The 22411-nt window shown below is 72.2% G+C and carries 19 protein-coding genes; 10 read left to right on the top strand and 9 right to left on the bottom strand.

The window, feature by feature from the left end:
• Positions 1 to 59: 59 nt before the first annotated feature.
• The 3 genes from ACZ4Z1_RS12535 to glgX all read right to left on the bottom strand — a co-directional run bounded on the left by ACZ4Z1_RS12535 (position 60) and on the right by glgX (position 6456).
• A complete protein-coding gene (locus ACZ4Z1_RS12535; RefSeq protein WP_468486542.1) occupies positions 60 to 1988 on the bottom strand; it encodes an ABC transporter ATP-binding protein in 1929 nt (642 codons plus the stop codon).
• Complete coding sequence (locus tag ACZ4Z1_RS12540; protein ID WP_468486543.1) at positions 1985 to 4084, bottom strand: ABC transporter ATP-binding protein; 2100 nt, start codon at positions 4082 to 4084, stop codon at positions 1985 to 1987. Before ACZ4Z1_RS12540 ends, ACZ4Z1_RS12535 begins: the two co-directional genes overlap by 4 nt.
• 134 nt (positions 4085 to 4218) lie before the next feature.
• Entirely contained in the window at positions 4219 to 6456 is a 2238-nt protein-coding gene (gene glgX, locus ACZ4Z1_RS12545; RefSeq protein WP_468486676.1) for a glycogen debranching protein GlgX, read from the bottom strand.
• A 542-nt stretch (positions 6457 to 6998) separates the two neighbouring features.
• Here glgX and ACZ4Z1_RS12550 point away from each other — a divergent pair.
• The 7 genes from ACZ4Z1_RS12550 (at position 6999) to ACZ4Z1_RS12580 (ending at position 13885) form a co-directional block, all read left to right on the top strand.
• Positions 6999 to 8180, top strand: coding sequence for a L,D-transpeptidase (locus tag ACZ4Z1_RS12550; protein ID WP_468486544.1), 1182 nt, complete (start codon positions 6999 to 7001; stop codon positions 8178 to 8180).
• A gap of 224 nt (positions 8181 to 8404) precedes the next feature.
• Positions 8405 to 9631, top strand: coding sequence for a L,D-transpeptidase (locus ACZ4Z1_RS12555; RefSeq protein WP_468486677.1), 1227 nt, complete (start codon positions 8405 to 8407; stop codon positions 9629 to 9631).
• Positions 9632 to 9712: 81 nt separating this feature from the next.
• Positions 9713 to 10480 (top strand): enoyl-CoA hydratase/isomerase family protein, encoded by a 768-nt coding sequence (locus tag ACZ4Z1_RS12560; RefSeq protein WP_468486545.1) that lies wholly within the window; start codon positions 9713 to 9715, stop codon positions 10478 to 10480.
• A 263-nt stretch (positions 10481 to 10743) separates the two neighbouring features.
• Positions 10744 to 11298, top strand: a complete 555-nt coding sequence (locus ACZ4Z1_RS12565) for an ATP-binding protein (RefSeq protein WP_468486546.1) — start codon at positions 10744 to 10746, stop codon at positions 11296 to 11298.
• 476 nt (positions 11299 to 11774) lie between these two features.
• A complete protein-coding gene (locus ACZ4Z1_RS12570) occupies positions 11775 to 12173 on the top strand; it encodes a hypothetical protein (RefSeq protein ID WP_468486547.1) in 399 nt (132 codons plus the stop codon).
• 60 nt (positions 12174 to 12233) lie between these two features.
• Positions 12234 to 13058 (top strand): DsbA family protein, encoded by an 825-nt coding sequence (locus ACZ4Z1_RS12575; protein ID WP_468486548.1) that lies wholly within the window; start codon positions 12234 to 12236, stop codon positions 13056 to 13058.
• Complete coding sequence (locus ACZ4Z1_RS12580; RefSeq protein ID WP_468486549.1) at positions 13055 to 13885, top strand: cytochrome c biogenesis CcdA family protein; 831 nt, start codon at positions 13055 to 13057, stop codon at positions 13883 to 13885. Before ACZ4Z1_RS12575 ends, ACZ4Z1_RS12580 begins: the two co-directional genes overlap by 4 nt.
• 78 nt (positions 13886 to 13963) lie before the next feature.
• On the opposite strand, the gene ACZ4Z1_RS12585 is transcribed toward ACZ4Z1_RS12580, so the two are convergent.
• The 3 genes from ACZ4Z1_RS12585 to ACZ4Z1_RS12595 form a co-directional block, all read right to left on the bottom strand.
• The gene (locus tag ACZ4Z1_RS12585; RefSeq protein ID WP_468486550.1) at positions 13964 to 14311 is read right to left on the bottom strand and encodes a hypothetical protein; all 348 of its coding nucleotides are present in this window, start codon (positions 14309 to 14311) and stop codon (positions 13964 to 13966) included.
• A 207-nt stretch (positions 14312 to 14518) separates the two neighbouring features.
• Positions 14519 to 15349, bottom strand: a complete 831-nt coding sequence (nadE, locus tag ACZ4Z1_RS12590; RefSeq protein ID WP_468486551.1) for an ammonia-dependent NAD(+) synthetase — start codon at positions 15347 to 15349, stop codon at positions 14519 to 14521.
• Between the two features lie 80 nt (positions 15350 to 15429).
• The gene (locus ACZ4Z1_RS12595; protein ID WP_468486552.1) at positions 15430 to 15984 is read right to left on the bottom strand and encodes a GH25 family lysozyme; all 555 of its coding nucleotides are present in this window, start codon (positions 15982 to 15984) and stop codon (positions 15430 to 15432) included.
• Positions 15985 to 16519: 535 nt separating this feature from the next.
• Here ACZ4Z1_RS12595 and ACZ4Z1_RS12600 point away from each other — a divergent pair.
• From ACZ4Z1_RS12600 to ACZ4Z1_RS12610, 3 genes are all read left to right on the top strand, one after another.
• Positions 16520 to 17113: a phosphatase PAP2 family protein gene (locus ACZ4Z1_RS12600; protein WP_468486553.1), complete on the top strand. Its 594-nt coding sequence runs from the start codon at positions 16520 to 16522 to the stop codon at positions 17111 to 17113.
• 283 nt (positions 17114 to 17396) lie between these two features.
• The gene (locus ACZ4Z1_RS12605; RefSeq protein WP_468486554.1) at positions 17397 to 18062 is read left to right on the top strand and encodes a class I SAM-dependent methyltransferase; all 666 of its coding nucleotides are present in this window, start codon (positions 17397 to 17399) and stop codon (positions 18060 to 18062) included.
• Positions 18059 to 19069 carry an HNH endonuclease gene (locus ACZ4Z1_RS12610; protein ID WP_468486555.1) on the top strand — a complete coding sequence of 337 codons (1011 nt, stop codon included), beginning with the start codon at positions 18059 to 18061 and terminating at the stop codon, positions 19067 to 19069. Before ACZ4Z1_RS12605 ends, ACZ4Z1_RS12610 begins: the two co-directional genes overlap by 4 nt.
• Positions 19070 to 19268: 199 nt before the next feature.
• Here the strand turns inward: ACZ4Z1_RS12610 and ACZ4Z1_RS12615 are convergent, their stop codons facing one another.
• From ACZ4Z1_RS12615 to ACZ4Z1_RS12625, 3 genes are all read right to left on the bottom strand, one after another.
• The gene (locus tag ACZ4Z1_RS12615; protein WP_468486556.1) at positions 19269 to 20573 is read right to left on the bottom strand and encodes an FAD-dependent monooxygenase; all 1305 of its coding nucleotides are present in this window, start codon (positions 20571 to 20573) and stop codon (positions 19269 to 19271) included.
• Between the two features lie 182 nt (positions 20574 to 20755).
• Positions 20756 to 21052 (bottom strand): putative quinol monooxygenase, encoded by a 297-nt coding sequence (locus ACZ4Z1_RS12620; RefSeq protein ID WP_468486557.1) that lies wholly within the window; start codon positions 21050 to 21052, stop codon positions 20756 to 20758.
• Between the two features lie 143 nt (positions 21053 to 21195).
• Entirely contained in the window at positions 21196 to 22380 is a 1185-nt protein-coding gene (locus ACZ4Z1_RS12625) for an acyl-CoA dehydrogenase family protein (protein ID WP_468486678.1), read from the bottom strand.
• Positions 22381 to 22411 lie beyond the last annotated feature (31 nt).

Raw genomic sequence — 22411 nt, forward strand, 5'->3', positions numbered from 1 at the left:
CGGAAGGCCGCGTACGCCAAGGCGTGACCCCCTACCGGATCCACCGGCGGCCGGGCCGCTCACACCACGCTCTCCCGCCACGCCTGGTGCAGTTCCGCGAAGCGGCCGCGGGCCGCGATCAGTTCGGCGGGGGTGCCGTCCTCGACGATGCGGCCGGCGGACATCACCAGGACCCGGTCGGCCGTCTCCACCGTGGACAGGCGGTGGGCGATGACCACCGCCGTACGGCCGCGCAGGACCGTGTCCATGGCGCGCTGGACCGCGCGTTCGCCGGGTATGTCGAGGGAGCTGGTGGCCTCGTCGAGGATCAGTACGGCCGGGTCGGCGAGCAGGGCGCGGGCGAAGGCGACGAGCTGGCGCTGCCCGGCGGAGATCCGGCCGCCGCGCTTGCGCACGTCGGTGTCGTACCCGTCGGGCAGGGCCGCGATGAAGTCGTGGGCGCCGATGGCCCGCGCGGCCCGTTCGATGTCCTCGCGGGTGGCGTCGGGGCGGCCGATGGCGATGTTCTCGGCGACCGTGCCGGAGAACAGGAACGCTTCCTGGGTGACCATGACCACCGAGCGGCGCAGGTCGGTGGCGGACAGGTCGCGCAGATCGACTCCGTCCAGCAGTACCCGGCCGGCATCGGAGTCTCCCCCGTCCGCATGGGGCCCAGAGCTCGGGGAAGGGTCGTAGAACCGGGCCAGCAGCTTGGCCAGGGTGGACTTGCCGGCGCCCGTGGCGCCGACCACGGCGACCGTACGGCCGGCGGCGAGGGTGAGGTCGAAGCGCGGCAGTACCTCGCCGCCGGTGCGGTAGGCGAACCGGACGCCGTCGAAGGTGACCTCGCGGCCCGGCCGGGAGCCGGGCCGCTCCGGCAGCGGTCGCGGACCGGCGGGCTCCGGGACGCCCGGGCGCTGGGCGAGCAGCCCGGCGATCTTCTCCAGTGAGGCGGCGGCGGACTGGTAGGAGTTGAGGAACATGCCGAGGCGGTCGATCGGTTCGTACAGGCGGCGGAGGTAGAGCACCGCGGCCGCCAGGACGCCCAGCGCCAGGCCGCCCGAGGCCACCCGGTACGCGCCCCACAGGACCAGCGCGGCCACCGCGACGTTGGCCACCAGGCGCGAGGAGACGACGTACCGGGCCATCTCCAGTATCGCGTCGCCGTTGGTGCGCTCGTGCCGGCTGTTCAGACGGGCGAACGCCGCGTCGTTGGGACGCTCGCGCCGGAACGCCTGCACCGGGCGGATGCCGTTGAGGGTCTCCGTGAACTTCACGATGACGGCGGCCATCGCCGACGACTTCACGCTGTAGACACGCTGGGATCGGCGCCGGAAGGAGCGTACGAGCAGGTAGAGCGGCCCGGCGGTGGCAACGGCGGCGGCGCCCAGACCCCAGTCGAGGTAGAGCAGCGTCGCCGTGATGTAGACCGTGGCCAGGACGATGGAGATCAGCTCCTGGAGGCCCTCGTTGAGCAGTTCGCGCAGCGCCTCCACGTCGGTGGTCGCGCGGGAGATCAGCCGGCCCGACGTGTAGCGCTCGTGGAAGTCCAGGCTCAGCGCCTGGCCGTGCCGGAAGATCCGGCCCCGCAGGTCGAGCAGGACGTCCTGGCTGATCCGCGCGGAGAGCCGGACGAAGACGTACTGGAGTCCGCCGCCCGCCGACGCGCACAGCAGATAGGCCACCGCCACGGCGATCAGCGGGCCGTGCGAGCCCGCGCGCAGGGCCGGAACGGCGTGGTCGATGGCGAAGGCGACCAGCAGCGGCCCGGCCTGCACGGCCGCCTGCTGGAGCAGGAGGAGGACGGCCGCCGCCCAGGCGGCACGGGTGTGCGGGCGCAGCAGCGAGCCCAGCAGGCTGCGGGAGGCGCCCTTGGCGGTGGGCAGGATGTCCTGCGCGAAGGCGTCGGGGGCGGCGGGAGCGGCCGGGGGAGGGGAGGGAGGCCGGGGCGCGCCGTCGCCGTCCGGCGCGTCACCCGTGGCCGTACCGGCACCCGTGGTCGTGGTCATCGCACGCTCTCCCCTTCGCGCCGGGCGGTGCTCCCGCCGTACGAAGCGCCGGACATCAGCGCGGCGTACTCGGTGTTCTCGCGGAGCAGCTGGTGGTGGCTGCCGACCGCCGCTATCCGGCCGCCGGACAGCAGCGCCACCCGGTCGGCGAGCAGGACCGTGGACGGGCGGTGGGCGACGACCAGGGCGGTGGTGGTCGCCAGGACCTGCCGCAGCGCCGCCTCGACCAGCGCCTCCGTATGGACGTCCAGCGCCGACAGTGGATCGTCCAGGACCAGGAAGCGGGGCCGGCCGACCACCGCGCGGGCCAGCGCGAGCCGCTGCCGCTGCCCGCCGGACAGGCTCAGCCCCTGCTCGCCGACCTCGGTGTCCCGGCCGTCCGGGAGCGCGTCCACGAACCCGTCGGCCTGGGCCACGCGAAGGGCCCGCCGGAGGTCGTCGGGGCCGGCGCCCTCCCCGCCCATCAGGACGTTCTCCGCCACGGTCGCGGAGAACAGGGTCGGTTCCTCGAAGGCCACCGCCACCCGGGCGCGCAGTTCGTCGCGGGTCAGCGCCGTGATGTCCGTGCCGTCGAGGGTGATACGCCCGCCGGTAGCGTCGTAGAGCCGGGGGACGAGCGCGGTGAGCGTGGTCTTGCCGCTGCCGGTCGCCCCGACCAGGGCCATCGTCTCCCCGGGACGGATGTGCAGGTCGACGCCCTGGAGGGTGGGCGGGGCGCCGGCGGGGGCGTCCGGATAGCGGAAGGTGACGCCGTGGAAGGCGAGCCCCGCGGCCGCGAGGCCGGCTTCGGGCGTGCGCCCGTTCGCCTTCCGGAGGCCAGCGGCTCCCGGAACGGGTTCTGCCGCTTGTCCGGCCGCTTCCCGGGGGCCCGCGGCTTCACGTCCGGTTTCGGCACCGGCTTCGGCCGCGCACCTGGCCGCCTTCCGGGGGTCCGCAGCCACCGGAGCGGCGCCGGCCACCTGTCCGGCCGCCTCCCGGAGGTCCGCGGTTCCCGGAGCGGTCTCAGCCACCTGCCCGGCCGCCTTCCGCGTATCCTCGCGGTCCGCCACCGGCTCGTCCAGGACCTCGAAGTACCGGTCGGTGGCCGCGGCCGCGTCGTTGCTCATGGCGAGCAGGAAACCGATCGACTCCACCGGCCACATCAGGGCCAGTGCCGTGGACAGGAACGCGACGAGGGTGCCGGCCGACAGGTCCCCGTCGGCCACCTGGACCGTACCGAGCACCAGTGCCGCCCCGATGGCCAGCTCCGGCAGCGCCATGATGAAGGCCCACAGGGCGGCCAGCAGCCGTGCCTTGCGCAGTTCGGTCGTGCGCAGCCGGGCCGTCAGCTCCCGGAAGGCACGGGCCTGGCTGCGGTGCCGGCCGAACCCCTTGATGATCCGGATGCCGAGGACGGATTCCTCCACGACCGTGGTCACGTCGCCGACCTGGTCCTGGGCCCGCCGCGCGGCCACCGCGTACTTCGCCTCGAAGACCGAGCACAGCGCGATCAGCGGCACGATGGGCGCCAGCAGCACCAGCCCCAGTGACCAGCGCTGCACCAGCAGGATCACGCAGCCCACCAGAATCGTGGTGGCGTTGACGATGAGGAACGTCAGCGGGAAGGCCAGGAACAGGCGCAGCAGTTGCAGGTCCGTGGTACCCCGGGACAGCAGCTGGCCGGAGGCCCAGCGGTCGTGGAAGGCGACCGGCAGCCGCTGGACGTGGCGGTACAGGCTCTCGCGCATCGTGGCCTCGACGCGCGCCAGCGGCCGCGCCACCAGCCAGCGCCGCAGCCCGAACAGGCCCGCCTCCGCGAGGCCCAGCAGGAGCAGGTACCCGCCGCCCAGCCAGGCCCCGCCGGGGTCCCGGTCGGCGACCGGCCCGTCCACGAGCCACTTGAGGACCAGGGGGATGACCAGCCCGATGCAGGACGCGAGCACCGCCACGAACGCCGCCGTGAACAGCCGCGCCCGCACCGGCCGTACGAACGGCCACAGGCGCAGCAGGGAGCGCACGGCGGAGCGCCGGGCCGCCGTGCGCCGCTCGTCGGCGGGGGCGGAAGAAAGCCTGTCGGGCTGCTGCTGTCTCGTCACCTTCGCTGCATCGGTCATCATCGCCGAGAGTACGGCTCGCCACTGACATCACTCCTCGGGATTCCGCCGGCCCCGTGCGGAAGTTGGGGGGAGCGGTGGTGTCAGGCCGCCACCCCGCACAACGGGCCTCAGGCGGCCACCCCGCGCAACAGGTCTCAGGCCGTCACCACGCGCAACAACAGCACCGACCGCTCGGGGACGGTGAGCCGGGCGCCGGCGTGCAGCCGCGTCCCGGGCGGCGCGTCCTGCTCCTCCCGGGAGGTGTCGACGACCAGGCCGTACGCGTCGGCCCAGGGCGGCCCCGGGAGGGTGAAGGCGGCCGGACGGTGGCCGGTGTGCAGGACGGCGAGGAAGCTGTCGTCGGTGATCCGGCGGCCTTCGGGGTCGCGCTGCGGGATGTCGGTCCCGGAGAGGTACATGCCGAGGGTGGTGGTGGGCGCGTACCAGTCCTGTTCGGTCATCTCCGAGCCGCGCGGGGTGAACCAGGCCAGATCGCGCAGGCCGTCCGGGCGCTGCGGCCGGCCGGAGAAGAACGCGCGGCGGCGCAGTACGGGGTGGTCGCGGCGCAGCGCCATCAGCCGGGACGCGAGGGTGGCGAGGGCCCGCCAGCCCGGGTCGTCGAGGAGCGACCAGTCGACCCAACTGGTCGCGTTGTCCTGGCAGTACGCGTTGTTGTTGCCGCCCTGTGTGCGGCCCATCTCGTCGCCCGCGACCAGCATCGGCACGCCGGTGGACAGCAGCAGGGTGGTGATCATGTTGCGCAGCTGCCGGCGGCGCAGCGCCTGTACGCCGCGGTCGTCGGTCTCACCCTCCGCGCCGCAGTTCCAGGAGCGGTTGCCGTCCGTGCCGTCCCGGTTGCCCTCGCCGTTGGCGGCGTTGTGCTTGTGCTCGTACGAGACCAGGTCGCGGAGGGTGAAGCCGTCGTGCGAGGTGATGAAGTTGACCGAGGCGTACGGGCGGCGGCCGCCCCACGCGTACAGGTCGCTCGACCCGGAGAGTCGGTAGCCGAGGTCGCGTACGTCGGGGTGTGCGCCGCGCCAGAAGTCGCGCACGGTGTCGCGGTAGCGGTCGTTCCACTCCGTCCACAGCGGCGGGAAGGCGCCGACCTGGTAGCCGCCGGAGCCCACGTCCCAGGGCTCGGCGATCAGCTTGACGCGGCGCAGCACCGGGTCCTGGGCGATCACCGCGAGGAACGGCGAGAGCATGTCCACGTCGTGCATGGAGCGGGCGAGCGCCGCCGCGAGGTCGAAGCGGAAGCCGTCCACGCCCATCTCGGTGACCCAGTAGCGCAGCGAATCGGTGATCAGGCGCAGCACGTTGGGCTGGACGACGTGCAGGGTGTTGCCGCAGCCCGAGTAGTCGGCGTAGCGGCGGCTGCCGTCCGCCAGCCGGTAGTAGCCGCGGTTGTCGATGCCCCGGAAGGACAGGGTGGGGCCCAGCTCGCTCGCCTCGGCGGTGTGGTTGTAGACCACGTCGAGGACGACCTCGATCCCGGCGTCGTGCAGGGCCCGCACCATCCGCTTGAACTCGCCGACCTGCTGGCCGCGCGTCCCGGAGGCGGCGTAGGCGGCGTGCGGCGCGAAGTAGCCGATGGAGTTGTAGCCCCAGTAGTCGCGCAGGCCGCGGCGGAGCAGGTGGTCCTCGTGGGCGAACTGGTGCACCGGCATCAGCTCGACGGCGGTCACGCCGAGGCGGGTCAGGTGGGATATCGCGGCCGGGTGCGCGAGGCCGGCGTACGTGCCGCGCAGCTCCTCGGGGATGTCCGGGTGGAGCATGGTGAAGCCGCGGACGTGCAGTTCGTACAGGACGGTGTCGGCCCAGGGTGTCTTGGGCCGCCGGTCGTCCATCCACTCGTCGCCGCCGTCCTCCGGGCCCTCGTCGGCGACGACGACGCCTTTGGGGACGTACGGGGCCGAGTCGCGGTCGTCGCGCACGGTGTCGGCGACGTGCTGCTGCGGCCAGTCGCGGACGTGCCCGTACACCTGGGCGGGCATCGTGAACTCGCCGTCCACGGCGCGCGCGTACGGGTCAAGGAGCAGCTTGGCAGGGTTCCAGCGGGCGCCGGTCCACGGGTCCCAGCGGCCGTGCACCCGGTAGCCGTAGCGCCGGCCGGGCCGTACGCCGGGCAGGAAGCCGTGCCAGATCTCGTGCGTCAGCTCGGTGAGCGGATGGCGGGTCTCGCGGTCCTCGTCGTCGAAGAGGCACACCTCGACGGCCTCCGCGCCGCCCGCCCACAGGGCGAAGTTGGTGCCCGCCACGCCGTCGGGGCCCGTACGGTAGCGGGCCCCGAGAGGCTGCGGGCTGCCGGGGCGTACCGGCACGGGGAGGGGGGCGTCCCGGTCCGCCGCGTCCGCCGCGTCCGCCGCGTCCGGCGGGTCCGCCGTGCCCGGCACGGTGACGGGGCCGGCCGGCGGGCCCGGAGGTACGTGGACCCGCCGGCCGTTGACGGGCGCGGCGCCGCGCCCGGCCTCCGTGCCGTTCACCGCGTCCGGGCCAGGTACGCGCGGGGGCGCCGGCTCCGTACCCGCGGGCGGCGCCGTTCGTCCGGGACCGCCGTCGTGCTGCCCGCCGCGCACGCCGTCCTCGCCCCGCACGTCCCGTACCGACTCCTGCTCGGGTGCGCTCGACACAGGCCAGCCTCCCGCGGCTCATGACTCGGTCGGACGGGTCCGCGCGGCGTCCCGGCCGCGCACCCGGCCCGTCCTCCCCTGTGTTCTTCCCGCAACGGGCCGCCGCCTCACGTTTCCTCGGTGCCGGGGCCCTCGTTGGTCTGTCCGTGACCTATCGCGGCGTGACATATCGGGACATGGAGCGGCGGATCCTCGTACGGCGGACTCCCGGACGGACCGCTTCCGTACCGGTGCCTTCCGTGTGGCGGCCCCCGGCAGGAAGCCGTCCGGTACGGCTGCCCCGCCGGGGCAGGGGGCCGTCCTCCATGACGGCCGCCACCGCCGCCGTCCTCACGGCCGTCGTGGCGCTGGCGGGCTGCGGGCTTCCCGAGGCGGTGTCCGGGGGCAAGCCGCGGTCACCGAAGGAGGCGATCCGGATCACCCCGGGGGACGGCGCGAAGGACGTGCGGGAGGGCGACCGCATCACCGTACGGGTGCCGGACGGGCGGCTGGAGCGGGTCGCGGTCAGCCGCATCGAGGACGACGGCAGCACGCCGGTGCCGGGCCGGATCGCCCCGGACGGGCTGAGCTGGCGCCCGTCCGGGACGGCCCGCCTCGCGCCGGCCGCGCGGTACACGGTGGACGCGGTGGCGCTGGACGGGCACGGCCGCCGGTCCGCCCGCCACACCACCTTCACCACGTACGTGCCGCCGCACCGCCTCGTCGGCTTCTTCACGCCGGAGCACGGCGCCACCGTCGGGACCGGCATGATCGTTTCGCTGGAGTTCAACCGGCCGGTCGCCGACCGGGCGGCCGTCGAGCGCGCCGTCTCGGTCACCGCCCGGCCCGCCACCGAGGTCGCCGCCCACTGGTTCGGTGCCCGTCGTCTGGACTTCCGGCCGCGCATCCGCTGGCGGCCCGGTACGCGGGTGACCATGGACCTGCGGCTGCGCGGCGTGCGGGCGGCCCCCGGAGTGCTCGGGACGCAGCGCAAGCAGGTCCGGTTCAGGGTCGGCCGGGATCAGACCAGCCGGGTTGACGCGGCGGCGCACACGATGACGGTGTGGCGCGGCGGCCGGCGGCTGGCCACGCTCCCGGTGACCGCCGGCAGCCTCGCCAGCCCCACGTACAACGGCAGGATGGTGATCCTGGAGCGGCACCCGGTGACCCGCATGGACGGGGACACGGTGGGCTTCGGCGGCGAGTACGACATCCCGGACGTGCCGCACGCGCTGCGCCTGACCACGTCGGGAACGTTCCTGCACGGCAACTACTGGGCGCCCGCGCGGACCTTCGGCGGCGCCAACACGAGCCACGGCTGCATCGGGCTGCGGGACACCCAGGGGGGCGGCCCGGACACCCCGGCCGGCTGGTTCTACGACCGGTCGCTGGTCGGGGACGTCGTGGAGGTCGTGAACTCCCGGGACCGGGTGGTCGCGCCCGACAACGGCCTCGGTGGCTGGAACATGCCGTGGCGGATGTGGCGGGCGGGCTCCGCGCTGCGGTGACAGGCGCGGCGACGCTAAGACTTTTCCGGCCGACTTCGGGGCGAACCGGACTCCCTTCCGTGCGATCCCGCCCCACGCATATCACTTGAGGCCGAACGGTGACATTGCCGGGTGAAGCCACTGTCAGTGGGGTGTGGTTACCTATCGGCTGAGCGTGCGTGGGTAGATATGCGCGTACGGGGGATTGCGGGCCGGGCGAGGGAACAAAGGGGCCAGTCGTGAACGTGCAGCAGAGGCAGCCGGTGCCGGGGGAGCGGCGAGCGAGGCCACCGAGGAGCGGCGGGGTGCTCGCGCTGCTGCTGACGGCGCTGCTGATACTGCTCACCGCCTGCGGAGGCGGGGGCGACGGCAAGAAGGACGGCGGGACCGACCCGGACAAGCAGCCGTCGCAGGCCAGTGTGACGATCACGCCCGAGGACGGCGCCAAGGACGTGGCCACCGACGGCGCCCTGAAGGTCAGCTCCTCGCGGGGCCGGCTGTCGTCGGTCAAGGTCCAGGACGACAAGGGCAATCCGGTCGCGGGCAAGCTGACCGGCGGCTCGGTCTGGCAGCCCACCGGCAAACTGCGCGCCGCCACGACGTACAAGGTCGACGCCGTCGCGGTCGACGACCAGCTGCGCGAGTCCGCCCGGCACGCCACGTTCACCACCCTGGTGCCGGAGAACACCTTCGTCGGCCGCTACACCCCGGAGGACGGCCAGACCGTCGGCGTCGGCATGCCGGTCTCCATCAACTTCACCCGGGGGATAACCGACCCCGAGAGCGTCCAGAAGGGCATCAAGGTCACGGCCGAGCCCTCGGTGCCGATCGCGGGCCGCTGGTTCGGCAACGACCGCCTGGACTTCCGCCCCGAGACGTACTGGAAGCCCGGCACGAAGGTCACGCTCGACATCGACCTCAAGGGCGTCGAAGGACGGCCGGGCGTCTACGGCACGCAGTCCAAGCGCATATCCTTCACGATCGGCCGCAGCCAGGTGAGCACGGTCGACGTGCAGACGAAGGAGATGTCCGTCGTCCGCGACGGCAAGAAGATCAAGACGATCCCGGTCACCGCGGGCGGGCCGGGCACCGAGACGTACAACGGCCAGATGGTGATCAGCGAGAAGCACGAGGTCACCAGGATGAACGGGGAGACCGTCGGCTTCGGCGGCGAGTACGACATCGCGGACGTGCCGCACGCCATGCGGCTGAGCACCTCCGGCACGTTCATCCACGGCAACTACTGGTCCGGCCGCTCGACGTTCGGCTCCCGCAACGCCAGCCACGGCTGCATAGGCCTCTTCGACCAGCGCGGCGGCGGTGACAGCTCCACCCCGGCCGCCTGGTTCTACGCCAACTCGCTGATCGGCGACGTGGTCACGGTCAAGAACTCCCACGACCGGACGATCGCGCCGGAGAACGGCCTCAACGTGTGGAACATGTCCTGGGAGAAGTGGCGGTCCGGCCGGTAGGCGCGGCCCCGCAGCCGGCGCCCGGGCCGTTGGCCGAAGGGCGCCGGTCCGCCTCGCGTTAACGCGGACTAACCTGCCCTCATGACTGTGAACTTCGAGGTCGCCGAGGGCGTCGGCACCATCCGCCTGGACCGCCCGCCGATGAACGCCCTGGACGTCGCCACCCAGGACCGGCTGCGCGAGCTGGCCGAGGAGGCCACCCGCCGCGACGACGTGCGCGCCGTCGTGATCTGGGGCGGCGAGAAGGTGTTCGCGGCCGGCGCGGACATCAAGGAGATGCAGAACATGGACCACGCGGCCATGGTCGGGCGCTCCAAGGCCCTGCAGGACTCCTTCACCGCCGTGGCGCGCATCCCCAAGCCCGTGGTCGCGGCCGTCACCGGGTACGCGCTCGGCGGCGGCTGCGAGCTGGCGCTGTGCGCCGACTTCCGGATCGCCGCCGACAACGCCAAGCTGGGCCAGCCGGAGATTCTGCTCGGCCTGATCCCGGGCGCCGGCGGCACCCAGCGGCTGGCCCGGCTCATCGGCCCGTCCAAGGCCAAGGACCTGATCTTCACGGGCCGCCAGGTCCGGGCCGACGAGGCGCTGTCGCTCGGGCTGGTGGACCGGGTGGTGCCCGCCGCCGAGGTCTACGAGCAGGCGCACGCCTGGGCGGCCCGGCTCGCGGCCGGTCCCGCCATCGCGCTGCGGGCCGCCAAGGAGGCGGTCGACGCGGGCCTGGAGACCGACATCGACACCGGCCTGACGATCGAGCGCACGTGGTTCGCGGGTCTCTTCGCCACCGAGGACCGGGAGACCGGTATGCGGAGCTTCGTCGAAGAAGGCCCGGGTAAGGCCAAGTTCCGCTGAAGCGGGAGTGGTTGACGGGGTTCCTGGTGTACGGCTGACAGCCGGTGCCTCGTGCGGGGGAATTGCGGAGAGTGCCGGAACGCCCGGAGCGGACCCGTCCGCGGTGCACGTTCATCGGGTAGGCGCATGAAGTCACCGCAGGTCAGAATGGATTCGGCCGGGCTTCCCCTGCCGTGGGCATATGTCGCGGCAGGGTGCCGGAACCGGGCGTTCCGGGCAGGGCATTCCCTCCGTTCCGCCCCCGTGACCCCGCGGTAACGGCCATGATGGGGGTCATGGCGGGCCTCGAAGGAATGGAGCAGCCGCGGCCGCGGAGCGGCACGGCCGCCGCACGCTGGGGACTTCCCGGAGGTCTCCCCGGTGCGGGTGCGGAGGGCGGCCCGTCCGGCGACGGCGATCCCGTCGCCAAGGCGCTGGAGCTGGTGGGTGACCCGACGCTGGACGAGGTCCGCCTGCCCTCCCGCCCCGAATCCGCCTTCACCGCCCGCCGGCTCGCCCGGTCCGTGCTCCTCAAGCGGTGGAACGTCGCCCCTCAACTGGCCGAGCACGCCGTACTGTTGGTGTCCGAACTGGTCGGCAACGCCGTCCGGCACACCGGCGCGCGCACCTTCGGGCTGCGGATGCTCCGCCGTCGAGGCTGGATCCGTATAGAGGTCCGTGACCCGTCCCGCGGTCTGCCCTGCCTGATGCCGGTCCACGAGCTGGACATCAGCGGCCGCGGTCTCTTCCTCGTCGACAAGCTCTCCGACCGCTGGGGCGTGGACCTGCTGCCACGCGGCAAGACGACGTGGTTCGAGATGCGGGTCATCGACCGCTGAACGGCCGGCGGCGGCCGTCGTGCGCGACGGCATGGGCCGGGATCACCCCGGAACGCGACTGGGGCCTGCCCGCGGTGTACGCGGGTGAGGCCCCAGTGTCGACCGCCGACGGGTGAAAGGGGTGTACCCGCGGGGTCTGGACGACCTTGGCCCGGGTCAATGGGGGGTCGCTGGAACCGACTATGGCAGGCCGGTCGCGGCCTTGCCAAAGCGGCATTTACGGACAGAAGGTGCCGAAAGTTGATCAAACGCTACGCGATCCAAGGTGAGCTACGACACCAGCCTTGCAATTAGCGGTTAGGTAATCGATTCCCTCCATGGTTATGCGATCGCAAACGTGGGTTATGCAGGTAACCCGGTGGCGGGGAACGGCGGTCGGTAGCGGGACACCGGGGCCGCGGTCCGTAGGATGGGCGGCTCACACCGGCGGAACCCGGTGCGGGCCCGGCAGAGGGAAACGGAAGGAGGACCGGGGCATGGAACGCATACGCCGCTCGGCCGCCGCGATCCTGCTGCTCCTGCTCGCCGTCACCTTCGCGCCGCTGCTGTGCCGGGTGGGCGGCGTCCAGACGCCGCCGACGCTGCCGGCCGCCGCCGCGCAGACCGCCGTACAGGCAGCCGACGGCACCGCGACCGGCCCGGTCACGCAGCACGCCGTCGCCCAGGCGCCGAAGAAGTGCTCCGGGCAGCACGCCCCCAGCCAGAACGAGTCGGTTCCGGTCCCCACCCCGAACCGCGGCGAGCCGCTGGCGCCCGCCGCCGCGCCCGCCCCCGTCGCCGCCGCCGCACCCGCCTGCTTCTCACTCGCCCGCCCGCCCACCGGGACGGCGCCCGCCACCGATCACACCGCGCTCCTGCCCGTACTGCGGATTTAGGCCGCCGGTCCGTACGCACGGCCCGACCTTCTTCCCACCCGGTACGTCTGGAGCATCACCATGCCCACTTCCTCGTCATCCGCCTCACCCACCCGCAAGATCGCCGCCATCGGCGCCGTCGTCGCCCTGGTGGTGGCACTCGTCGCCATCGGCATCGCCGTCGGCAAGGCCGTCGAAGGCGGCTCGGACAGCGACACGAACACCCCCGGCGCCGCCGCCTCCGTCTCTCCCCAGGAGGACGACGGCCAGCAGCGGCTGTACGACCAGCTCGCGCAGCAGACCAGCCGCCGCACGGACGGCGACCCGCTCGCCGTCGGCCGGAAGGACGCCCCGGTCGTCCTCGTCGAGTACGCGGATTACCAGTGCTCGTTCTGCGGGCGCTTCACCCGGGAGACCCAGCCCGAGCTGATCAAGAAGTTCGTGGACGACGGCACCCTGCGCATCGAGTTCCGCAACTTCACCATCTACGGCGCCGACTCCGAGCGGGCCGCCCGCGCCTCGTGGGCCGCCGGGCGGCAGGGCAAGTTCTGGCAGCTGCACGACGAGCTGTACGCCAAGACCAACAAGGGCAGCGCGCTGGCCGAGGACAAGCTCGTCGAGATGGCCCGCAAGGCCGGTATCGAAGACCTCGACACGTTCCGCAGCGACCTGAACAGCTCCGCCGCCGCTGCCGCGCTGAAGAAGGACCAGAACGAGGGCTACGGGATCGGCGTGCAGTCCACGCCCTCCTTCCTCATCAACGGCCGGCCCATCGCCGGCGCCCAGCCCACCGACGTCTTCGAGCAGACGATCAGCCAGGCCGCCGAGCAGGCGAAGAAGGCCGGCAAGACCGGCGGCGCGACGAAGGACCAGGGCTCCGGCAAGGCGCAGGAGCCGGCGAAGTGACGGACATCGGCTACCTCGCCGCCTTCCTGGGCGGCGCCCTCGCCCTGCTCAGCCCGTGCAGCGCCCTGCTGCTGCCCGCCTTCTTCGCGTACTCCCTGTCCCACCCCGGGCGGCTGCTGGCCCGTACCGGCGTGTTCTACCTGGGCCTCGCCACCACCCTGGTCCCGCTCGGCGCGGCCAGCACGGCCGCCAGCCGGCTCTTCAACGGCCACCGGGACCTGCTCGTCGCCATCGGCGGCTGGGTGGTGATCGCGATGGGCGTCGCCCAGATCCTCGGTCTCGGCTTCGCCTTCAGACGCGCCCAGCAGGCGGCGGCCCGGATCACTCCGCGCTCGGCCGTGTCCACCTTCCTGCTGGGCTGCGTGTACGGCCTCGCCGGGTTCTGCGCCGGGCCGATCCTGGGCGCGGTGCTGACGGTCACGGCGGTCAGCGGATCACCGGTCTACGGCGCCTCCATGCTCGCCGTGTACGCGCTCGGCATGGCCCTGCCGCTGTTCGTGCTCGCACTGCTCTGGGACCGCTTCTCGCTGGGCAGCCGGGGCTGGCTGCGCGGCCGCGAATTCAGCGTCGGAAAACTGCGGCTGCACACCACTTCCCTGATGTCCGGCCTGTTCTTCATCGGCATCGGCGTCCTGTTCCTCACCTTCAACGGCACCAGCGCGCTGCCCGGAATCCTGGACGCGGACACGGAGGTCGGCGTCGAGCAGTGGGCCACCCGGGTCGGCAACGCCGTACCGGACTTCGTCCTCGTCGCCGTGGTCGCACTCGTCGTCGCGGGCGTACTGGGCCGGATCGCACTGCGCCCGGAGAAGAAGCGGCAGGACTGAGGGTTCTCGCGCCCGCCCCGCACGCCTGCCGGGCGATCCCGCAGGCGTGCGCGGGCCCTCCGGCAGGCGTGCGCCGTCCTAGGCGCTGCGGCGCAGGGAGTGATCCTGCCGGTCCCAGTGGTACGGCTGATGAGGGCCGGCGTCCGCACGGCGGCGGCGGTCGTTGCACAGCAGGCACTTGCCGTACCCCGGAGGCAGCGGGTCCTCGGGGTCGCCGTACAGCGGATCGACCGCGCCGTGCGGATGTATGGCGCAGCCGGTCGGGCCGGTCAGCGTGCTGAGCGAGCTGGCGGCGGTCAGCGCCTGCCGCAGGACGTCGACGAGCTGGTCGGCGTCCCGCCGGGTGGGCGCCGCCTGGAGGGAGGAGGCGATGTCGGATGCGGTCGTCAGCGCGGTCTGGAGTTCGCGCAGGTCTGCGTAACCCATGCTCCGGAGCGTAGAGGCCCCCACTGACAATTGATCTTCCGATCGCATTTCGCGGCTTCGCATGCCCCATCCATGCCCGCCGCGGACCACGATCGAGCACACCTCGGGTGACCGTCCCCTAGCCGGAGCATGACAGGCGGCACCGGGGCGCACGCGAAAGCGGTGCGGAGCCGGAACCGGCCCCGCACCGCAAACGTTCTCCATGGCTCAGGGAGCCGTCGGCAGCTCCCGCTTGTGGGCCGTGGCGTGATAGCGGCGCACGATCGCCTCGTACGCCTGCTCACCGACCGGCTTGCCCTCCAGGAAGTCGTCGATCTCGTCATACGTGACACCGAGGGCGTCCTCGTCCGGCTTGCCCGGGTCCAGCGTCTCCAGGTCAGCGGTCGGCACCTTGTGGACCAGCTCGGCCGGGGCGCCCAGCGCGTCGGCGACGGCCCGCACCCGGCGCTTGGTCAGGCCGGTGAGCGGCACCACGTCCGCCGCGCCGTCGCCGTACTTGGTGAAGAACCCGGAGACCGCCTCGGCGGCGTGGTCGGTACCCACGACCAGGCCGTCCTGGGCGCCCGCGACCGCGTACTGCGCGATCATCCGCTGCCGCGCCTTGATGTTGCCCTGGACGAAGTCCTGGTGCCGCTCGTCCCGGAAGGCGAGCCCGCCGGCCAGCGCCGCCTCCAGCGCGGCGTCACTGGCCGGGCGGACATCGACGGTCAGCACCCGGTCGGCCTTGATGAAGTCCAGCGCCAGCTGCGCGTCGTGCTCGTCGGCCTGGACCCCGTACGGCAGCCGCATCGCGTGGAACGTCGCCTCGTGCCCCGCGTCACGCGCCCGCTCCACCGCCAGCTGGCACAGCCGGCCGGCGGTGGTGGAGTCCACGCCGCCGCTGATGCCCAGGACGAGCGCGCGCAGGCCCGTGGTCGTCAGCCGTTCCGTGAGGAAGGCCACGCGGCGTTCGATCTCCGCCTGGACGTCGAACGACGCGGACACCTGGAGATCCCGGGCGATCTCCTGCTGCTGGGACGTGGACGCCGGGTCGGTCACGGCTGCTCCTTCGGACGCGGGACCAGCGTGGTACGCGGGCTGCGCGGTGCTGGTACGGACAGGACAGGACTCCTAAGACTCTATGACGCGGACGCCCATTCCTTCAGGGCGGCCCTGTCCGCGAAGTCGGCCACGTCCTTGTCCAGCGGCCGGTCCGTGTACTGGTGGAAGCGCCACGGCGCCTTGATGCGCGGGTGCCCGGCCGAGACGTAGTCCGCGATCCACAGGCCGTCGCCGGCGTACGAGGTCGTGTCGCGGTTGAGCCAGAAGTCACGGTTGCAGTACAGGATCACCCGGTGTGTCGGCCGCAGCCGCTTGACCTCCTTCAGGAACTGGTCCTTCTGCGCGTTGCTCGCGTACGTGCCGCCGCCGGTGCGCTCCCAGTCCGCCGCCAGCAGGTCGCCCTCCACGGACGCGCACTTCTCGACGAAGTACTCCGCCTGCGCCGCGATGTTGCCCGGCCACAGGAAGTGGTAGAAGCCCACCACGCACCCCGCCTTGCGGGCCTTGGCCGCCTGCGCGCTCTGGTGCGGGTTGATGTACGAGCGGCCCTCCGTCGCCTTGACGATGACGAAGTCCAGACCGGTCGCCGAGTACGAGGGGTTGTGGGAGCTGACGTCGACGCCATGCAGCATGTGCGGCCTCCTGCCGACCGAAAACGATCGATTACGATGCGTCACCTGGTGTTATCAGCAGTTCAACATGTCCACGCCGCCTTGCGCCAGAGTCAGGCGGCGAACATTCGCTGATCAACGCGTTGTTGGCGGGCCGGCGGCCGCGGATGACGTTCTTCGACCGAGGGTGATCGACTGTCGAACCGGTAGCGATACGTGAAGTTTCGGGGGCTGGCTACGGGGGAGGGGCGCACGGTCCGGCCAGGGAAGGGGCGCGCGTCGGCCAGAGAAGCGCCGGAGTTCGGCCAGACCGGGCGCCCCCGTGTTTCGGCCGCCCGCCGGAGTGCCCGGCACGAACGGCCGGACCACCACGCGCGGGGCCCCGCACCGCCGCCCCGCAGTCGCCCCCGGCACATTCCTCCGGCACGAACCATCTCTGACCTCGGCAGACTTACCGGATGACGCACGCCGCACGACGCCCTCACGGCAACCACCCCGCCGACCCCTCCCCGGCCGAGCCGGCCATCGCGCCCCTGCGGCCCACCCCGGAGACTCCGTGACACCGTCCGAAACCCGCCCACAGCGGCCGCGCGCCCCCGGCCCCCTCCTCGCCGCCGGACTGTGCGCGCTGCTCCTCGCTGCCACCGCCGCGTCGCTCGCCGTACACGACTGGGCCCCGATCGGCCCCGAACGCGCTGCCCACGCGTGGGCGGTGGCCCACCGGCCGGACGCGGCGGCGGCCGCCCGCGTGATCACCGCTACCGGTTCCGGCCCCGTCCCCTACCTGCTGGCCCTCCTGGCAGGCGCGCTCGCAGGCCGGGACACCAGCGAGCGGCTGCGCACGGCAGCCGCCGTCCTCGCCGTCCTCCTCCTCGGCCAAGCCGTCCGGTACGGCCTGATGGAACTGATCACCCGCCCACGCCCCTCCGCGGCCGACTGGACCGCCCGGGCCACCGGCCACTGCTTCCCCTCCGGCCACTCCACAACGTCCCTCCTGGTCGCCGGCATCCTCACCTGGGCAGTACCGACCCGCATCCACCACACCCCCGCCCGCCACCTGGCCTGCGGCGGACTCGCCGCATGGGCCGCCTGCCGGTCCCGCGCGCCCCTGCCACCCCATCCGCCCCCGACGCCACCCCGCGCCCCCTGAACGGCCCATGACCTGCCCAGATGTTCCCCAAGGGCGGCATGGACCAGCGCGGCCACGATCCTCTACCCGCACGGCCGCGAGGTCGCGGGCTGCGTCCGCCACTGCGCCCGCATGCCGGCCGGCCTCGAAGGCGCCCGCGTCCACCCGTTCGCCCGGTCAACAGCGCCATGGAGATCTGCCCACGGGCCCGCGAACTGCCCCCCTTCGCCGGGGAGGTAGGCGAATAAAGAGCCGAACACGCAGGTCGGAGAGCGTTGTCAGTGCCGGGCCGTAGTCTGCGCACATGACGACGAACGGGGCAGCGGACACCGACGACGGCACCGCACGACAGTGGACGGCCGGGGGCACACCGGCCGTCCAGCCGTACTACGCCCAGGCCGCACAAGCACTGGCCGAACGGTACGAGAGCGTCCGCTTCGAGGCTGTGCACCGGGACTTCCTGCCCCTGCTGCCCGCCGCCCCGGCCCGCGTGGCCGACATCGGCGCGGGCACCGGCCGGGACGCCGCCGCCCTGGCCGCCCTCGGACACGAGGTCTTCGCCGTCGAGCCCGTACCGGAACTGCGCCGCGTCGCCCGCCGCCTGCACCACTCCCCGGCGATCCACTGGCTGGCGGACTCCCTCCCCGCCCTCACCCGCCTCGACGGAGCGGCCGGCACCTTCGACGCGATCCTCCTCTCCGCCGTATGGATGCACCTGGAAGAGCCGGACCGCCCGGCCGCGATGCACCGCCTCCACACCCTCCTCGCCCCGGGCGGCCGCCTCCTCATCTCCCTGCGCCACGGCCCCCCGCCCGAGGACCGCCGGATGTACGACATCCCCGCCCCCGAAACCGTCACCCTGGCCACCCGATACGGCCTGCGCCCCCTCCAGAAGACCACCGGCACGGACCACCTCGGCCGCGACGCCGTCCACTGGTCGTCCCTGGCCTTCGAAAAGGAGCGGGCATGACCCAGGACGACTTCTACGCCGCCGCCCCGTCCGCCCGCGCATCGTGGCGGATGGCCATCCTGATGGGTCGCAACGCCCGTACCTACAAATTCGCCCTCGGCGACGCGCTGCTCCGCCAGGCGGCCCAGGGCCACACGGAAATCCCGCTGCGCGACCTGGCCGCCTCGTACGCGATGGCGTTCCTCGAACGCCGGGCTCCGCAGGCCCCGGGGGACGAGGCGGCGCTCGGCGCCGCGGACTTCCTGACCGTAGCGGCGCAGGAGCGCGCGGAATCCCGTCGGCTCGGCCACCCCACCGAACGGCTGCTGGACGCCGCGGAGCAGTCGATTCCGAGGATGGTCATGCGCAAGTTCCACCACTACGGCGGCGGCGAGACACCGCACCGCTTCTACGACCTCGCCGGGCGCGGACGCCACCGCACGGTGCGGCTCAGCCCGGCCCTCGGGCAGGTGGCGCGCTCCTACGAGCGGGAAGGGCTCCGCGCGGAGCTGGACGCCCGCTGGAGCATCGTGGAGAACAGCTTCGCGACCGGCATAGGACGCAGCCTGATCGAGGAGGGCATTTACGTCGACCTGGACACCCTGCACGTCACGGACCGACACCGGCGCCGCCCGGTCACCGGCGTGGCCGAGGCCGTGGCCGGGTTCCAGCACGGGCGCTGCCACATCTGCGACGAGCCGTTGGACTCCGGCACACGGACCGCCGTGGACCACGTCTTCCCGCACGCCCTGATGCGCCGCTTCGCCAGTGTCGGCGGCTGGCGCGGCCCCGACCTGGACAGCCTGTGGAACCTCGCCGTAGCCCACGCGAAGTGCAACGGGGAGAAGAGCGACCGCATGCCGAAGCCCGCCGAGCTGACCCGCCTGGCCCGCCGCAACGAAGCGATCATGCGCTCCCCGTGGCCCCTCCACACCACCCTTCGCCGCACCCTGCAGAACGCGTTCCCCGGCCACCGAATACCGAACTGGGCCGCGTTCCTGCGAGAGGTCGGGAAGGTCTGCGTTTAGGCCGTCAGCCCGAGGACGGGAAAGCCGCCCACCGGCCGGGCCGCGGGGAAACGCGGGCCCACGCCGGCCGGCACCCGGCATGACATGCGCGTAGGGGGCGAGGGTGGCCTTGGGAGTCGAGTGCCCGAGCCACTTCGAGAGGCTGACGATCGTTCACCGAGACCCTGGTGCACGGCCCGGTCCCGGCGCTCGACGGAATCTACCTGACTGGATGCCGGTTCTGGAGCTCGCGGCCGCCGAACGCGCCCGAGCCGTCGGCCGCGGACCAGGCTGCCGCCAGCCCGGCCTGGTCCAACGTCCGCCAGTCCGGGGTCTCCTGCACCAGGAGCCGTCCCAGCCGCCGTCCCAGCTTGACCATCGCCCGGCCGGTCGTACCGCGCTCGGCGCCGTACGCGTCGAGTGCATCCGGCCGCTCCGGTACGGCGCGCAACGCGGTCTCCAGGGCGGCGGCATCCTGCAGTGCCTTCACTGCGCCGCCGGCCATGTGCGGGCGCGCGACGGTGGCCGCATCGCCCGCGAGCAGCAGCCGCCCGGCGGTGTAGCTCGGCGCAGTGAAGTCGTACATCGGCTGGATGAACTGCTCCTCGCGCGGCGTCAGCCGGATCAGCCCGCCCCAGTAAGGCGGCATCAACGCGTCGCTGACATGGGCGAGATGGGCGTGCAGCGCGTCGGTGAGGGTGCCGGGCGGCAGGCTGGTGGGGGTGTCCAGCGCCAGATCGAGACCGGCGGGCGGGGAAGTGTACACAACCCAGTTGGCGCGGTGGCCGCCCCGGCCGTCCGGGATGCGGTAGATGATGGCGTGACCGCCGGGGAAGACGACGTAGATACAGTCCTCCACCGCCCAGGGAGTGGCCGGCAGGCCCGGGAGGTCGAGTTCCGCCAGCCGCTCGGCGGGGACGGCGCCGCGCCAGGCCAGATAGCCGGCGTAGCTGGGCCCCACCTCGGGAAACGCGGCGTCGCGGACCGTCGAGCGATAGCCATCGGCGCCGATGACCAGATCGAAGCGCTCCGTACGGCACCCGGCGTGAGGCCGTGCGCTTCCGTTCTTGCTGCTGCTGCCGTCGTCGAGTTGCAGCACGGCCCCGTCCGCGAAATTGCCGACCCCGGCCACCCTTACGCCCGGTCGGAAGACGGTGTCTTCCGGCAGCCGTCGCCGTAACTCCCGCCAGAGCGGTCCCCAGCAGTACGAGCGGAACGGGAAGGGCAGGACGGCGAACGGGCGGCCGAGCGGTGCGGCGCCGTCGCGGTGGTACCAGCGGCGGGTGGTCAGTTGCACCCAGGGCATCGCCGTATCCAGGTATCCGGCGGCCGCGAGCTCGGCGTACCGGGCGTCGTGCATCACCAGGCCGACGCCTCGGTCCGCGAGGCGGCCGCTGGTGCGTTCAAGGACGGTGACCCGGCCCGCGCCGACGCGATGCGCGGCCAGAGCCGTGGCGCAGCCGGCGATGCTGCCGCCCACGACGGCGACATCGGCCCCTTCGATCTGGAGGCGATGTGAGTTCATACTGAGGGTCCTCCTGCACGTTTCGGCAGCCGGCGGGACGGCTCGTGGCTGCCCCGTTCCGCCGGCTCTTCCCGGGCCCGGGCCAGGTCCGTCTCGATGAGGGTGGTGTGCACGTACCGGTACTCACGCGTGCCCTCTTCCCAAGCCTCGAGGCGCAGGAGCACGGTTTCGAGAGCTGCGAATCATCCGGCGGGAGCGGGCACCAGCTTCCGAATGGTCAGCGGCTCGGCAAGAACCGTGTCCAGTTCCTGCCTCAAATGGCGGAAGTGAGGGGTGGCGAAGTGTTCGGCAAGTGCTTGGGGGTCCGTCCATTCCTCCACAAGCACCATGCGGGCGGGCTCGTTGCGGTCTGCGTAGGGGCGATAGGCGAGGCACCCGGGTTCCTCCAGGGACGGCTCGATCATCGCCTCCAGGATCGTGCGGAGACGGTCTTCCTGACCGGTCTTGGCCAGGGCCTCGGCGATGACAGTGAGGGACATGACGGGCGGGGCTCCTTGCGTGATGGCGGTCGTTACGGGCGTGCGGGTGGGGCGGGCCCGGCACGGTGTACGGACCGCGGCGGGGCCCGTGTCGGCCGCACCGGAACGTGCCGCAGACAGCTGGAACAGGGGCACGACTGCTGTCAGCGGCGAGTTTGCAGGCTGCCGCCGAGGAGGTATTGGCCGACCATCTCAAAGTTGGTCGAGGCCAGTTGAATGTGCTTGACCACGGTATGGATGTCGCGGAAGCAGCGCTCCAGTCGGTGTGCGCGATACGAAGAGGTGGCGCCCGACATTTCGCAGACCGTGTCGACGGCAGCTGTCGCGTTCTCTGCAGCCATGGCGCACGTGAGCCGGATCAGCGCGGAGAGCTCGTCACCCCCGGTCTCACCGAACTGCTCGGCGTTCCGCACCGCGTCAGCGACGAGGCAGTGCGCCGAGCGCACCCCTGCGCAGGCCCTGGCAAGGCGATCCTGCACCGTGTGGCTGTTGCTGAGCGTGACCTTTCCTTCAGAGGGAATCTTGGACATGGCCAACTCGGTGAAGCAGTCCAGGGCTTGGCCGGCAATGCCGAGCGCCGTAGCAGCGGCGAGAAAGGGGCCGAAGTCGTAGTAGCCGATGCCGTAGGCCCTCGAAGCGCGCCTCGACGGAGGCGCCACCAACGCGGCGTTGTCCACGGTGTGCGCTTCGGGTACGAACACATCGTCTATCTCGTAGTCGTTCGACGCAGTTGCGGCCAAGCCTGTCGTGTACCAGGTGTCGAGCGGTTTCACCTCGGTGACGGGGGTGAACAGCATGCGGACCTCGCCGGCGGTCTCGCCGTTCGTGATCCGGGCCGCGGAGACGATCCACGCCGCGCCGGCGAAGCCGGAAGCGAAGCCCCAGCGCCCGGACAGCCGGTAGCCCCCCGGGACCTTCTCCGCGGTTCCCGTGGGGTGCACCGAGCCAACGACGAGCTTGTCGTGCTGGGAGAAGATGATGCGAGCGCTGTCTTCGGGCAGGTAATCCGTAATGCGCCCGATCGCGCCTTGCACTCCGATTTGCCACGCGACTGAAGCGTCATGACGAGCAATAAGCTCGATGGCGCCCATTCCGGCGGACAGGGGAGCTTGACCACCGCCGAGTGCACGAGAAACGAACATGCGATGCAGGCCGAGCTCGGCTATTTTTTCGTAGACTTCCGATGACGAGGCCCGGTTTGCCTCAGCTTTGTCCCGATCAGTGTCAACCGTGGGGAGGATTTCCTCCACGCGCGCGGTCCACTCGGTCGTGAATCCGGGTAATGGCAGTCGGGAAAATATCGTCGGCTTCTTCGCGGCGGGCTGCATGGTCACATTTCTCCATTCCCTGGTCTCGGTG

This window comes from Streptomyces sp. NPDC030165 (assembly GCF_055573595.1).

Coding starts and splice junctions, on each gene's coding strand:
- ACZ4Z1_RS12550 (WP_468486544.1), top strand. CDS start 6,999: ATGACGGCCGCCACCGCCGCCGTCCTCACGGCCGTCGTGGCGCTGGCG.
- ACZ4Z1_RS12575 (WP_468486548.1), top strand. CDS start 12,234: ATGCCCACTTCCTCGTCATCCGCCTCACCCACCCGCAAGATCGCCGCC.
- ACZ4Z1_RS12610 (WP_468486555.1), top strand. CDS start 18,059: ATGACCCAGGACGACTTCTACGCCGCCGCCCCGTCCGCCCGCGCATCG.
- ACZ4Z1_RS12585 (WP_468486550.1), bottom strand. CDS start 14,311: ATGGGTTACGCAGACCTGCGCGAACTCCAGACCGCGCTGACGACCGCA.
- ACZ4Z1_RS12595 (WP_468486552.1), bottom strand. CDS start 15,984: ATGCTGCATGGCGTCGACGTCAGCTCCCACAACCCCTCGTACTCGGCG.
- ACZ4Z1_RS12560 (WP_468486545.1), top strand. CDS start 9,713: ATGACTGTGAACTTCGAGGTCGCCGAGGGCGTCGGCACCATCCGCCTG.
- ACZ4Z1_RS12605 (WP_468486554.1), top strand. CDS start 17,397: ATGACGACGAACGGGGCAGCGGACACCGACGACGGCACCGCACGACAG.
- ACZ4Z1_RS12535 (WP_468486542.1), bottom strand. CDS start 1,988: ATGACCACGACCACGGGTGCCGGTACGGCCACGGGTGACGCGCCGGAC.
- ACZ4Z1_RS12565 (WP_468486546.1), top strand. CDS start 10,744: ATGATGGGGGTCATGGCGGGCCTCGAAGGAATGGAGCAGCCGCGGCCG.
- ACZ4Z1_RS12540 (WP_468486543.1), bottom strand. CDS start 4,084: ATGATGACCGATGCAGCGAAGGTGACGAGACAGCAGCAGCCCGACAGG.
- ACZ4Z1_RS12615 (WP_468486556.1), bottom strand. CDS start 20,573: ATGAACTCACATCGCCTCCAGATCGAAGGGGCCGATGTCGCCGTCGTG.
- ACZ4Z1_RS12625 (WP_468486678.1), bottom strand. CDS start 22,380: ATGCAGCCCGCCGCGAAGAAGCCGACGATATTTTCCCGACTGCCATTA.
- ACZ4Z1_RS12570 (WP_468486547.1), top strand. CDS start 11,775: ATGGAACGCATACGCCGCTCGGCCGCCGCGATCCTGCTGCTCCTGCTC.
- ACZ4Z1_RS12620 (WP_468486557.1), bottom strand. CDS start 21,052: ATGTCCCTCACTGTCATCGCCGAGGCCCTGGCCAAGACCGGTCAGGAA.